The following is a 12,859-nucleotide window of genomic DNA, read 5'->3' as shown; positions in this document are numbered from 1 at the left end:
ATCAGCTTTGAGTGACGAGCTATAAGCTTCAAGCAAAAACATAGGTAGGCCTGTAGCTTACGGCTCGAAGCTAATAGCTCATTACCCCGCCCAACCTTCTCTATCTAAGCTTCTGTATTGAATGGCTTCAGCCAAATGCTCTATCTTAATTTCTTCTGATCCTGCCAGGTCAGCGATGGTTCTGGATACTTTCAAAATACGGTCATAGGCTCTGGCTGATAGTCCGAGTCTTTCCATGGCAGTTTTCAGCAATGTCTTGCCTGCTTCATTGATCTCACAGATGTCCTTCACCATTTGTGAGGGCATCATGGCGTTGCAATGAATCTCCTTTACCTTTTCAAATCGATTGGTCTGGATGTCTCTGGCTTTTACCACCCGAGTCCTAATTTCTTCGCTAGTTTCGGTTTTTCTATTAGCCGTCATTTCATCAAATGAAACTGGCGTTACCTCCACGTGCAGATCAATTCTGTCCAGTAAAGGGCCGCTGATTTTACTCAAATAGCGCTGCACAACACCAGGGCCGCAAACACATTCCTTCTCAGGGTGATTATAATACCCACATGGGCACGGGTTCATACTGGCTATGAGCATAAAATTGGCTGGGTAGTCCAATGAAACTTTTGCCCTGGAAATGGTCACTTTCCTATCTTCCATGGGCTGGCGCATCACTTCCAAAACAGTACGTTTAAACTCAGGAAGTTCATCCAAAAACAAAACCCCATTGTGCGCCAAAGATATTTCCCCGGGCTGCGGATTTCCACCTCCACCTACTAAGGCCACATCACTAATTGTGTGGTGAGGTGAGCGATATGGCCTGGTTGAAACCAATGAAGCATCTGCACCCAGCCTTCCAGCTACCGAATGAATCTTGGTTGTCTCAAGTGCCTCATGCAAACTTAATGGCGGCAGTATTGAAGCAAGCCTTTTCGCCAGCATGGTCTTGCCTGCGCCCGGAGGGCCAATCATAATGGCGTTATGTCCACCAGCAGCGGCTATTTCAAGGGCTCGTTTGATATTCTCCTGCCCCTGAACATCTTTAAAATCTGCGCTATAATTATCAATTTGCGCCATGAACACATCTCTGGTATCTACTTCCAGTGGTTCTATCTGTAGTTTACCCTCAAAGAAGGCAACGGCTTCGGCAATGGTTTCCACCCCAATGACATCAAGGTCATTAACAATGGCCGCTTCCTTTGCATTTTCTTTAGGAAGCATAAACCCTTTAAATTTATTTTTTCTTGCTTCGATGGCAATAGGCAGTACACCTTTGATCGGGCGTAATGAACCGTCCAATGCAAGCTCACCCATAATAAGATACTCTTCCATCTTATCTGCGCTTATCTGGTCAGAAGCTTTAAGAATGCTTAGCGCAATGGGCAAGTCATAGGCGCTTCCTTCCTTTTTAATATCAGCAGGAGCCAGGTTAACCACCACCTTCTGGCGGGGCATCCTATAGCCATATTGCTTAACGGCAGATTCAACGCGGTGCTCACTTTCCTTAATGGCACTATCTGGCAGTCCGCTCATAAAGAACTTAACTCCCTGCCCAACATTAACCTCTATTGTGATGATTTTGGCATCTACGCCATATACTGCTGCTCCAAATGACTTAGCAAGCATTATTTAACCAGTTTTTCAACCAATAAAATAAGGATGTGAATAACCTTTATGTGAATTTCCTGAACGCGGTCTGCGTAACCGTAATGCGGCACTCGTATTTCCACATCAGCCATACCGGCCATCTGGCCGCCACCGTTTCCGGTAAGTGCAATAACTTTTACCCCCTTCTTTTGGGCAGTCTTTACTGCGTTAATCACATTTCTGGAATTGCCACTGGTGCTAATTGCTAATAACACATCGCCTTCCTTGGCAACACCTTCAACAAATCTGGAAAACACGTAATCAAATCCATAATCATTGCCCACACAGGACATATAACTTGGGTCAGAGATGGCTATTGCCGGAAGCGGGTTTCTGTCATCCCTAAACCTGCCGGTCAACTCTTCAGCAAAATGCATGGCATCACAATGAGAGCCACCATTACCACATGAAATAACCTTGCCTCCGGCTTTAAAAGTATTGGCTAGCAAAGCAGCTCCCGCTTCGATGCTATTGATATTTTCAGGGTCGGCTATAAATTTATCAAGCACGTCATAGGCGTGCAAAAGCTCTTGTTTGATGATGAGCTGATTGTCCATAAAAAGTTAGTTAATTGTCGTCACTATCAGCCTCTGAAGTGCTTTTATTGCCTGCTTCAGTTGGTATAGTAGTAGATTCATGTCTTTTAGAGCTTGTAGCCTCTTGAAGGTCAAACATCTTGGCTTTCAAGGCATTCACCTCCTGCTCCAAGGCAGCCTTTTCTTTAGAACTTGTTCGGGCATCCAATCCTGAAAATATCAGATTTATAAAAAACAGCACCAGGCCCAGCGCAGACACATACACCATCAGTGACATTTTCCCTCTTAAATAAAGAAGGAACTCAAAATCTTCGGAACGATAGTTTACATAGATGGAGACAACCAAAAGTGTTATGTGGAATAACAAGTAAACAAGGAAAAAAATCGACTTTGGCTTTTTCATAATGTTAAGTTAGAATACAATAGGCTGTCAATAAACCATGAAAATAAAACTACAAAAATTAAATTAAGTATTTTGCATGCTACTGAGTTTTTTATAAACCCCATCCTTGGCCAATAACTCATCATGCTTTCCTCTTTCCAGTATTTCCCCATTTTGAATAACAACTATCTTGTCAGCATGCTGAATGGTACTCAGTCTATGGGCAATAACTATTGAGGTCCTGTTTTTCATCAGGTTGGCCAAAGCCTCCTGCACCAGCATTTCAGATTCTGAATCTAAGGCGGAAGTGGCCTCATCCAAAATAAGAATTGGTGGGTTTTTGAGCACAGCCCTGGCAATACTTATTCGTTGACGCTGGCCACCAGAAAGCTTCATGCCCCGCTCACCAATATTGGTCTGATAGCCATTTTCAAGCTCAATAATGAAGTTGTGAGCATTGGCAATTTTGGCGGCATTGATTACATCCTCTTCACGAGTGTTTTCAAGACCAAAGGCGATGTTGTTAAATATGGTATCGTTGAAAAGTATGGATTCCTGAGTAACAATACCCATTTGTTTTCTGATAGAGTCGATATTGCAATCCTTTAAAGAATGGCCATCAATTTTTATATCGCCACCAGTTACATCATAAAATCTCGGTATAAGATCAGCCAGTGTAGACTTCCCTCCCCCTGATTGTCCGACAAGCGCAATCGTTTTACCCTTCTGAATCTCAAGGTTTATATTTTTGAGTACCTGATTGTCGTTGTCATAAGAAAAAGAGACGTTCTCAAATTTAAGGCTTTCATTAAACCCATCAATCACATAAGCATTGGGCTTGTTTTGAATGGCAGGAACTTTATCGATCACGCTGAAAATTCTCTCTCCGGAAACAATGCCCTTCTGAACCCCGGAAAGTCCTTGGGAAAATGCTTTAGCTGGTGAAATAATTTGAGAGAATATGGCCAAATAAGCTATAAACTCCCCAGCGCTTAAATCTGATTGATTGTCGAGCACGAGTGAGCCACCAACCCACAAGATGACAGTAACAATTCCAATCCCCAAAAACTCAGAAATAGGTGATCCTAACTCCTTTCTATAAGAATAAGATAAATTCACTTTCCTATAAAAGTTAGTTTCTGTATCTATTTTACTTTGCACATACTCGCGGGCGTTAAACGCTTTGATTATCCGCATGCCCCCCAGTGTTTCATCAAGGATATTAACTATACGCCCCAAAGACTCCTGGCTTTGAACTGCTTTCTTTTTTAGTTTCTTGACAATATAACCCAATGCACCACCAGCCGTTGGCAGTATTAAAAGCGTGAAAAAAGTAAGTTTAGCAGAGATACTGAAAAGTGCAATAAAGTAGACAATAATGGTTACCGGCTCTCTAAAAAGAGATTTAGGGCTACTTAATATCGATACTTCTACTTCTTGTACATCATTAGTTACCCGGGAAATAAGGTCGCCCTTTCGCTCACTACTAAAGAATCCAAGATGCATTTTAGACACCTTATTATAAACATCCATCCTCAGGTACTTCACCACATCAAGTCTTATGCGAGCACTAATTATAGCCGAGAGGTATCTAAATACATTGGTAAACAAAACCGAAATGAGAACGACAATACAAACAAATATGAGTGCATCCTTTTCGCCATGCTGTTCAATTATGGTTGAAAACTGATAATTGAACATGTCTTTGATATATGAGATGCTTAATTCAAAAGACTCAGGTTTAACAAAAGTCTCATCAGTTTCTTCTTTGAAAAGCACAGATAGAAGCGGGCCAATCAGCGCGAGATTAAAAACACTGAAAACAGAGCCTAACAAAACAAAAGTGATATACTGCGGCAGAAACAATCGCAGCTTTTTGGCATAACCAAAAATTCTAAAAAATATTTTCATAATTCTTAAATCGGCTGCAAGTTAGCTGTTAATGATTAAAACTCATTTAGCCTTTGAGGAATATTCCATCTTAACGAAAACGAGGTGAAATTGGTATATTCTTCTGCCAAATCACTTTTCACTGATCTGTGAACAAGGGTTGCATCTATAAAAACATTATGTTTTAGCTGATAAGAAGCTGTAAAGTTGGCCATTAGCAAGTCAGTAGATACACCTTGCCCAATCTCATTGCCATACTCCTTTTCCCTTGTTCTATTATCCAGCAGTATATTACCTCCCCAGTTTTCGTCTGGCCTATCTACTCCGTAGTTTGCTGCTATCAGTTTGCCGGTCAAGTATAGTTTCTTAACAGGTTGATACCTCACTATTCCTACCCACTCTTTAAAATTCGCACCTAGCGGATGCGCCAATGGCTGCCTGTAATGAGAATATTCTCCATACTGGCTGCTATGGGAGTAAACGTATGGCCTTGCAATATTAGCCTCGGCCTGAAGGTCAAGATTTCTAATGCCGAATGCATCGATATATTCTCCACCCAGCTGGAAGGCAAACTTATTGGCCCACCAGCCATTGCCCTCTTTGACATTTTCCAATAAAAACTCATCCAATGCCAATTGACCATATAAAGAAATGCGTTTTGCTGCCAGCCACTTGAAGTCAAGGCCTAATAATACGTTGTCAGAACTGCCATTTTGCTGCTCAATTGCCCTGTAAAAAATGATAGGGTTCAAGTATTTAAGTTCAGGGTTATTCCCTACCGAATCTGGCTTGCTGTAAATCACCGACTCAAATATCCCGACATTTAACTTCTTGCCAATATTCAGTCCCAGATGGTGAAAAGCCAAGTATTTATTGGGATAGCCATCAGCCGCTGTTAATCCACCACTATTGCCCCTGACATTGGCCGTCATCTGAGTAAATAGGTTTGTGTAGTTCAGCTTCCAAACCTTCGTGTTCATTCTCAGAAATAATGAAGCTGGCGCAAAATCAGATAAGATTAGCGACCGATAGCCATTACCAACATTGAAGCGGTCATGGCCAAATTGCAATTCGATGTGTTTCGTAGCATTGAAATTGATATAGCCCCGTGCTGTAAAGAAATCAACCCCATCATCTTTAAACCCTTTCCAAAAACCCTCATGCGGAACTACTAAATTAGTGCTGATATAATTTCTGACATATTCAGGGCCTATGAACTGGTTTTCACCGATAAAAGAATAGAAGCCAACCTTCTTGTCAATCATTCCCCTAATCTCTACTCCCCTAGTGTTAACAAAGGTTTTTACATCGGAAGATGACTCCTGACCAGCACCTAAGTATAGTACGGGGTTTATATGCAAGTCGAAATCAGGCTCGTTGACATGATAGAGGTCAGACTTGGATTTATAAAAATGCTTTAGTATTGGCTTTGAACTTTCGTTTGATATTTCAGACCACTCCCAATTATCATTACTTAAGTAGTTAAGGTTAAACTTGTCCACCTCAGAAAGTGATGTATCATTGTTCTGAATAGAATCTGAAAATGTTGCAATGTCTTTTCTAGAATATGCTTTCCATGAGGAGAAAAAGTAAGGGTTAATCTCACCACTTCTTATCTCATAACGGTCGATCCAATGATAATAATCTTCATTTAAGGGGGCATAACTACTCTGCGCCAGGGCTGCAGAAGTCGAAAAAATCAAAAAAATAAGTACTCTCTTCATACCTTAATTGATGTACGCTGCAAAATACATAAATTTTGTGTTTATCTTTGTAGAATAAAGTTGTTGAATGTTTTGCACTTAATTAGTAAATAACTAATTTTGTGCCTCTTTTGAGAGGATTGAAAAGAAAAGGACTAATAAAATGAAAAAAGATATACATCCAGAATACAGAGAAGTAATTTTCCATGATACTTCAAGTGACGAGAAATTTATGACAAGATCAACCATCAGCACTAGCGAGACGATGGCTTGGGAAGATGGAAAAGAGTACCCTTTGGTAAAAGTGGAGGTTAGTTCTGCTTCTCACCCTTTTTACACTGGTAAAAAATTATTTGTTGATACTGCTGGTAGAGTAGAGAAATTCAACAAAAAATATAAAAAATAAAGATCGTAAGATTTCGATTTTAAAAGTCTTCAAGATGAGCTTATCTTGAAGACTTTTTTATTTTTGTGGCCATGAACATTATTCTGTTTGATGAGCCTTCTATAAGGACTTCTCTCCTGCCACTTACATATACCAGACCTGTTGCGGCTTGTCGCATTGGTATTATGACTATTGCCGAAAAATGGCAGAAGCATTTGGGGGGAACTGTTTCATATCTTACGGAAGATTACCTTACCAAAAAATTTGCATTAAATAAGACTGAAGATAATTACTACATCAACGGTGCGCTTTGCCCAGATGAAAAGCTGATTGCAGCTGTTCAAAAATTAAATGTGGGTGAAGGAATTGAATTAAACGGTCAGCTGCTAATAGCAAGAGCCAAAGATCTTGAAGCATCCAAAGAAAATTTAAAGCTTACAACTTTTCCAAACGAAGTGACATTAATAGATCAGCCCTGGAAGATATTCAAACAGAATGCTGCTCAGATCAAATCAGATTTTAAAGTAATAACAAAAGGCCGCACCTCCGCCTCTATTACAGATTTGCATACCATAGTATACGGTAAGGAGAATATTTTTATTGAAGAAGGGGCGTCTATTAAGGCCGCTATTCTCAATGCTGAAAGTGGCCCAATATATATAGGCAAAAATGCACAGGTGCATGAAGGAGCGATAATTAAAGGCTCTTTTGCATTGTGCGAAGGCTCTCATATTCAAATGGGAGCCAAAATAAAAGGAGATACAACCATCGGACCCTATAGTAAAGCTGGGGGAGAAATCAGTAATTCAGTGATTTTTGGATATAGCAATAAAGGCCATGATGGTTTTATTGGAAATACAGTTTTAGGCGAATGGTGTAACCTTGGAGCAGATACGAATACTTCTAACCTGAAGAATAATTATGATCAGGTGAAACTTTGGAGTTATGAGAAGCAGGGCTTTGTAAATACTGGCGAGCAATTCTGTGGCCTTATTATGGGCGATCACTCAAAAAGTGGTATCAACACCATGTTTAATACGGGTACTGTAGTTGGGGTTTCTGCCAATGTGTTTGGAGCGGGTTTTCCTAGAAATTTCATTCCCTCCTTTTCATGGGGAGGTGTATCCGGGTTAACGACCTTTAACATTAAGAAGGCAGATGAAGTGGCAGCAAGGGTATTGGAAAGAAGAAACCTGAAATATGATGAGATAGAAGCAGGAATACTCCAGCACGTTTATGAAATTACATCACCATATAGAATTTGGGATAAAAAATAGGCTATGCTATTTGGAGATATAAAAGGGCTTGATGATGTAAAAAGAAGGTTGGTAAATGCACTTCAAAATGAGCAAGTGGCGCACGCCCAGCTTTTTGTTGGAAAACCCGGAAGTCCGAACCTCGCAATGGCGCTGGCTTACACTACCTATTTAAATTGTGAAAATAGAGGTGAAAATGATGCCTGTGGCACTTGTCCATCATGCTCTAAAAACACCAAATTCATACATCCGGATGTTCATTACGTTTATCCGGTAAGTGGTACTAAGGACGTAAAATCTGAAGATGCCATCAGTGAAAAGTTCATCAAAGAGTGGCGCTCGTTTCTCACCGAAAGCCCATTTAATGATCTTGATGCCTGGAGGGATGCTTATGGTGGTGATAACAAACAGGTAAACATCTCTAAGCAAGAGAGCAGGGAAATTATAAAAAGCCTTTCTCTTAAATCCTTTGAAGGAAAATATAAAGTCATGATTATTTGGCTGCCTGAGTTTATGCACCCTACAGCGGCCAATGGGATTCTTAAAATACTCGAGGAGCCCCCAGAGAAAACTCTATTCCTTTTGGTGAGCAATGATAAGGAAAGGCTATTGACCACCATTACTTCCAGAACACAGATAGTGACTATTCCTCAATTTGCAGATGAAGAAATAAAGTCAATTCTTATTGAGAAAAATGGTCTTGATGATGCAAAAGCATCTCAGTTCGCCCATTTGGCAGATGGTGATTTAAATAATGCATTTAAACTAGCGCAGCAAACCGAGAATGATAGCCATGACTTCTTTGCCAAATGGATGCGAAGTTGCTTCAGCAGAAACTTCAGTGATTTGGTAAACATGGCCGATGACTTTCATGGAAGCAATAAGTTGTCTCAAAGAAGTTTATTGAAATATGCATTAAGCACTTTCAGGGAGTCACTATTATATCAAAATGCGCCTAACCTTAACAGAGTTAACGGCTCAGTTCTTGACTTCATCAAAAATTTCAGCAAGGTGCTGCACCAATCAAAAATAGAGAAAATGTCTTCATTGATTGATGAAGCATACTATCATTTAGAAAGAAACGGCAGCCCAAAAATGATCTTCCTGGATTTATCATTACACATAGCTGCAGAAATTAAGTAAATGGAGAAAATAAGAATTGGCACCAGAGGAAGTAAGCTAGCATTGTGGCAAGCTTATTACGTGGAAGAGAAGTTGAAATTGGCTGGTCTTGCTACTGAAATCATTACCATTGAGACTATTGGTGATAAGATTCTGGATGTGTCCATTGCAAAAATCGGAAGCAAAGGAGTCTTCACCGAAGAGATAGAGGCCAAACTTCTTGATGGCACCATTGATATTGCAGTGCACAGTGCCAAGGATATGCAGTCGGAACTGCCAGAACCTTTTGAGCTTATTGCCTTCACTGAAAGGGAGAAGGTGAATGACGTACTAGTGAGCGAAAAGGCGGATATCAATCTTGATGATAAGGATTTGGTCATTGGAACTTCTTCAACCAGAAGGGTTGCCATGTTAAAACACTTTTATCCGCATATAAAAACTGTTCCTGTCAGAGGCAACCTACAGACACGGATAGGAAAGATGAAAGATGGTGCTTGCGATGCACTTATGCTTGCCTATGCAGGCATGTTCAGAATGGGTTATGGAGATATGATCCGCCATGAATTACCATTGAATCAATTCACGCCTGCTGTGGGTCAGGGAAGTGTGGCTATAGAATGTTCCACGACATTGGGTGGTGATAAAAGAAAAGCCATTCGCAAGGCACTTAATCACACAGAAACAGAATGCAGACTGCTTTGTGAAAGAGCATTTTTAAGAAAGCTCCAGGGTGGTTGTAGTATACCTGTATTTGGCCTGGCCACTCTGAATGGTGAAGATATAACTTTTGAAGGTGGGATTGTCAGTTTAGATGGTCAGAAAATTATTCGAAAATCCGTGACAGGAAATAAAGATAAAGCTGAAGAGTTAGGTCATAATCTGGCCGTTGAAGTACTTGAAGCTGGAGGAGAAAAAATATTAAAAGAGATAAAAACAGAATTAGGGAAATGAAATATAACTCTCCCCTGGCCCCTCTCTTTTAAAGAGAGGGGAAAATTCAAACTTTGTTTGAATTGGGGTGAGATGTAAATTACTATGAACCGATCTGAGAAGATATCAAGAGCAAGGGCGTTAAGAAGAAATCAAACTCCAGAAGAAGCCATTTGTTGGTCACTTCTAAGAAATAGAAAGTTCCGTGGATTTAAATTCTTAAGGCAGCATCCGATTGAGTATAATCAACATGGAAGAGAGAGCTACTTCATTACTGATTTCTTTTGCCATGAATTATCTTTGGTCATTGAAATAGATGGTCTCATTCATCTCCTTCAGAAAGACTATGATAAAGAAAGGGAGATCATTTTAAAAAATATGGGCTACCGAATATTAAGATTTTCAAATAAAGCAATCAATGAATCCTTAGATTCAGTAATCAATAAGTTAAATACATTCATAAACAACTCATGAAAAACCTTCTATACCTTCTACTTTTTAGTACACTATTCTCATGCGCCACTGATAAAGACTATCTGGTAACCATCAAAACCGAATATGGTGACATGCATGCCATCTTATATGATGAGACACCAAAGCATAAGGACAATTTCATCAAGTTGGCACAAGAGGGTTTTTATGACTCCACACTTTTTCACAGGGTAATGAAAGAGTTTATGGTTCAGGGTGGTGACCCTAACTCTAAAGGTATCGCACCTGGAGCAAGATTAGGTAATGGCGGTCCGGGTTATAATGTTCCTGCAGAGTTTAATAAAAAGTATTATCATGAAAAAGGTGCTTTGGCAGCAGCCAGACAGCCAGATCAGGTTAATCCTGAACGAGAGTCAAGCGGAAGCCAATTCTATATTGTCCAGGGCAAAGTTTGGACTGAAGAAGAGTTGACCGTGGATATGCAAGCCCTTGGCAAAGCGTGTCAGCAGATGCTGCAACAACCAAGATTTGATTCGTTAAGAACTATACTGATTAACACATATCAAACCGAAGGGCTCGAAGCTTATGGTGAAAAATTAGTCTCTTTGAAAGATATGGTGGAAAAAGAGATGCAGGTAAATGTAACCAAAGACATGTCGCCAGAAAGGCTAAAAACTTATACTACTATTGGTGGAGCACCGCATTTGGACGATGAATATACAGTATTTGGCAAGGTAATCGATGGATTGGAAGTTGTTGACAAAATTGCTGACAACAAAGTAGATAGGGCCAACAGACCGCTTGAAGATGTGATTGTTACGATGTCAGTTGAGGAACTACCGAAGAAGAAAATTACTAAACTTTACGGTTACGAATATCCCGCTGAAGAAAAATGAGAATACTGATCACAGGAAGTAATGGCTTACTGGGCCAGAAGTTAATCAAACTATTGTGTGATGAGGGAATGGAGGTCATCGCGACATCAAGAGGTACTAATAGGCTTCCAAATGATGGTCAGTATCAATATGAATCTTTGGATATTGTCAACCAACAGCAAGTGCTTGATGTTGTGAGCAAGTACAAGCCTGATGTAATTATCAACACAGCAGCCATGACCAATGTTGACCAGTGTGAATCTGAAAAGGAAGCCTGCTGGGATTTAAATGTGAATGCCGTTAAGTATCTGATTGAGGCCTGCGAAGTTACAGGCACTCACCTACTCCATGTTTCTACAGATTTTATTTTTGATGGCAGTCATGGGCCTTTGACAGAAGAAGAGGCACCTAATCCCATCAGTTATTACGGTGAGAGTAAACTGGCTGCAGAAAAGCTGGTAACTGAAAGTCAAATCAAGTGGAGTATCGCTAGAACTGTTCTGGTCTATGGAATAGCCCATGATATGAGCAGGTCTAATATAGTACTTTGGGTTAAAAATAGTTTGGAAGCTGGAAAGGCGATCAACGTGGTAAACGACCAATGGCGAACACCAACCTTGGCAGAAGATCTGGCAATGGGCTGCTATTTGATAGCTTCTCAATCAGCAACAGGTATTTACAACATTAGTGGTGAAGAGCTGATGACCCCTTATGATATTGCCATCAAGACTGCAGAGTACTTTCAACTTAACAAGTCATTAATCAGTGAAACGGACGGTTCAAAGTTCTCTCAGCCTGCCAAGCGACCGCCTAAAACAGGGTTTATCATTGACAAGGCAAAAACTAAACTTGGTTATTCACCCAATTCTTTTGAAGACGGCTTGAAAGTTCTTGCCTCGCAATTAGACTAACACGCAACCATCACCTTTCTTTGAGTGGAAATGCTTATATTCACTCTAACCAGAATAATGGAAATGCGAATATATTTCCTTGGTTCATTTTAAATGAAGAGTTATGAAAACCTTATATAATATCACCCTGACACACAGAATAAAATTGGCAACCATTTTATCTGTGTTCATGGTTATCATGATAGTCATAGACTATTGGCAAACCCAAAAAATTCAGAAAATCCATACTAATTTCAGCTCTATCTATTCTGATAGATTAGTACCTGCCACAGAGCTGCATTTCTTAGCAAACCAGTTGTATGACAAGCAAATGCTTTTTGGTCAAGTTAATAATACACAACAGCCAAACAATGAATTGTTAGCCCAAATTAAGAGCAAAAACAGCCTTATTGACTCGCTATTACACGAATATGAGAAAACATACTTTGTGGCTAAGGAACATCAATATTTAACGCACTTCAAGCAAACCCTTTCCAATCAGAAGTCACTGGAAAATGACATCATGTTAATGGATAAAGGTGAAGTTTTACCTCAGGAAATTCAAAACAAACAGCGTGCGCTTTTCATGGCACTTACTAGTGATTTAAATGATCTGGCTAAGGTTCAGACCACTGTTGGGCAGGAGCTAATTTATGAATCAAATTTACAATTTGCGGGTTCGCAACTCATCTTTAATTTGCGAATGATTCTTATTATCATAGTAGGTGTTTTTGCTTTTGTACTGGCAAAGTCAGTAAAGATAAATAAGAACCTCAATCAACCTTTTCATTTGAACTAAATCAGATCCTCAATATGT

The 12,859-nt window shown here is 39.9% G+C and carries 13 protein-coding genes; 8 read left to right on the top strand and 5 right to left on the bottom strand.

Annotated features, from left to right (window positions below; all coding sequences use genetic code 11):
* Nucleotides 1–81: 81 nt before the first annotated feature.
* The 5 genes from RIB54_RS18000 to RIB54_RS17980 all read right to left on the bottom strand — a co-directional run bounded on the left by RIB54_RS18000 (nucleotide 82) and on the right by RIB54_RS17980 (nucleotide 6,173).
* Nucleotides 82–1,620: a YifB family Mg chelatase-like AAA ATPase gene (locus RIB54_RS18000; protein ID WP_350102190.1), complete on the bottom strand. Its 1,539-nt coding sequence runs from the start codon at nucleotides 1,618–1,620 to the stop codon at nucleotides 82–84.
* Nucleotides 1,620–2,198: a D-sedoheptulose 7-phosphate isomerase gene (gene lpcA / locus RIB54_RS17995; protein ID WP_350102189.1), complete on the bottom strand. Its 579-nt coding sequence runs from the start codon at nucleotides 2,196–2,198 to the stop codon at nucleotides 1,620–1,622. Before lpcA ends, RIB54_RS18000 begins: the two co-directional genes overlap by 1 nt.
* 10 nt (nucleotides 2,199–2,208) lie before the next feature.
* Nucleotides 2,209–2,580: a hypothetical protein gene (locus RIB54_RS17990; RefSeq protein WP_350102188.1), complete on the bottom strand. Its 372-nt coding sequence runs from the start codon at nucleotides 2,578–2,580 to the stop codon at nucleotides 2,209–2,211.
* A 63-nt stretch (nucleotides 2,581–2,643) separates the two neighbouring features.
* Nucleotides 2,644–4,470: an ABC transporter ATP-binding protein gene (locus RIB54_RS17985; RefSeq protein ID WP_350102186.1), complete on the bottom strand. Its 1,827-nt coding sequence runs from the start codon at nucleotides 4,468–4,470 to the stop codon at nucleotides 2,644–2,646.
* A 35-nt stretch (nucleotides 4,471–4,505) separates the two neighbouring features.
* Entirely contained in the window at nucleotides 4,506–6,173 is a 1,668-nt protein-coding gene (locus tag RIB54_RS17980; protein WP_350102185.1) for a hypothetical protein, read from the bottom strand.
* 142 nt (nucleotides 6,174–6,315) lie between these two features.
* Here RIB54_RS17980 and RIB54_RS17975 point away from each other — a divergent pair, with 142 nt between their 5' ends.
* The 8 genes from RIB54_RS17975 (at nucleotide 6,316) to RIB54_RS17940 (ending at nucleotide 12,841) form a co-directional block, all read left to right on the top strand.
* Nucleotides 6,316–6,558: a type B 50S ribosomal protein L31 gene (locus RIB54_RS17975; RefSeq protein ID WP_350063889.1), complete on the top strand. Its 243-nt coding sequence runs from the start codon at nucleotides 6,316–6,318 to the stop codon at nucleotides 6,556–6,558.
* Nucleotides 6,559–6,629: 71 nt separating this feature from the next.
* Nucleotides 6,630–7,814: a GlmU family protein gene (locus tag RIB54_RS17970; RefSeq protein WP_350102184.1), complete on the top strand. Its 1,185-nt coding sequence runs from the start codon at nucleotides 6,630–6,632 to the stop codon at nucleotides 7,812–7,814.
* 3 nt (nucleotides 7,815–7,817) lie between these two features.
* Nucleotides 7,818–8,936, top strand: coding sequence for a DNA polymerase III subunit (locus tag RIB54_RS17965; protein WP_350102183.1), 1,119 nt, complete (start codon nucleotides 7,818–7,820; stop codon nucleotides 8,934–8,936).
* A complete protein-coding gene (gene hemC / locus RIB54_RS17960) occupies nucleotides 8,937–9,866 on the top strand; it encodes a hydroxymethylbilane synthase (RefSeq protein WP_350102182.1) in 930 nt (309 codons plus the stop codon).
* 84 nt (nucleotides 9,867–9,950) lie between these two features.
* Nucleotides 9,951–10,319: an endonuclease domain-containing protein gene (locus RIB54_RS17955; RefSeq protein WP_350102180.1), complete on the top strand. Its 369-nt coding sequence runs from the start codon at nucleotides 9,951–9,953 to the stop codon at nucleotides 10,317–10,319.
* On the top strand, nucleotides 10,316–11,173 hold the full coding sequence (locus RIB54_RS17950) for a peptidylprolyl isomerase (RefSeq protein WP_350102179.1): 858 nt from the start codon (nucleotides 10,316–10,318) through the stop codon (nucleotides 11,171–11,173). The genes RIB54_RS17955 and RIB54_RS17950 overlap by 4 nt, the downstream gene beginning before the upstream one ends.
* The gene (locus tag RIB54_RS17945; RefSeq protein WP_350102178.1) at nucleotides 11,170–12,063 is read left to right on the top strand and encodes an SDR family oxidoreductase; all 894 of its coding nucleotides are present in this window, start codon (nucleotides 11,170–11,172) and stop codon (nucleotides 12,061–12,063) included. The genes RIB54_RS17950 and RIB54_RS17945 overlap by 4 nt, the downstream gene beginning before the upstream one ends.
* 103 nt (nucleotides 12,064–12,166) lie before the next feature.
* Entirely contained in the window at nucleotides 12,167–12,841 is a 675-nt protein-coding gene (locus RIB54_RS17940) for an MCP four helix bundle domain-containing protein (RefSeq protein ID WP_350102177.1), read from the top strand.
* The last annotated feature ends 18 nt before the right edge of the window (nucleotides 12,842–12,859 follow it).

The organism is Fulvivirga sp. (genome assembly GCF_040218215.1).
Taxonomy (GTDB): domain Bacteria; phylum Bacteroidota; class Bacteroidia; order Cytophagales; family Cyclobacteriaceae; genus Fulvivirga.
The sequence above is the reverse complement of the archived record's forward strand: the minus strand, read 5'-3'. Positions and strand labels throughout refer to the sequence as shown.

Coding starts and splice junctions, on each gene's coding strand:
- RIB54_RS17965 (WP_350102183.1), top strand. CDS start 7,818: ATGCTATTTGGAGATATAAAAGGGCTTGATGATGTAAAAAGAAGGTTG.
- hemC (WP_350102182.1), top strand. CDS start 8,937: ATGGAGAAAATAAGAATTGGCACCAGAGGAAGTAAGCTAGCATTGTGG.
- RIB54_RS17950 (WP_350102179.1), top strand. CDS start 10,316: ATGAAAAACCTTCTATACCTTCTACTTTTTAGTACACTATTCTCATGC.
- RIB54_RS17990 (WP_350102188.1), bottom strand. CDS start 2,580: ATGAAAAAGCCAAAGTCGATTTTTTTCCTTGTTTACTTGTTATTCCAC.
- RIB54_RS17980 (WP_350102185.1), bottom strand. CDS start 6,173: ATGAAGAGAGTACTTATTTTTTTGATTTTTTCGACTTCTGCAGCCCTG.
- RIB54_RS18000 (WP_350102190.1), bottom strand. CDS start 1,620: ATGCTTGCTAAGTCATTTGGAGCAGCAGTATATGGCGTAGATGCCAAA.
- RIB54_RS17940 (WP_350102177.1), top strand. CDS start 12,167: ATGAAAACCTTATATAATATCACCCTGACACACAGAATAAAATTGGCA.
- RIB54_RS17945 (WP_350102178.1), top strand. CDS start 11,170: ATGAGAATACTGATCACAGGAAGTAATGGCTTACTGGGCCAGAAGTTA.
- lpcA (WP_350102189.1), bottom strand. CDS start 2,198: ATGGACAATCAGCTCATCATCAAACAAGAGCTTTTGCACGCCTATGAC.
- RIB54_RS17975 (WP_350063889.1), top strand. CDS start 6,316: ATGAAAAAAGATATACATCCAGAATACAGAGAAGTAATTTTCCATGAT.
- RIB54_RS17970 (WP_350102184.1), top strand. CDS start 6,630: ATGAACATTATTCTGTTTGATGAGCCTTCTATAAGGACTTCTCTCCTG.
- RIB54_RS17955 (WP_350102180.1), top strand. CDS start 9,951: ATGAACCGATCTGAGAAGATATCAAGAGCAAGGGCGTTAAGAAGAAAT.
- RIB54_RS17985 (WP_350102186.1), bottom strand. CDS start 4,470: ATGAAAATATTTTTTAGAATTTTTGGTTATGCCAAAAAGCTGCGATTG.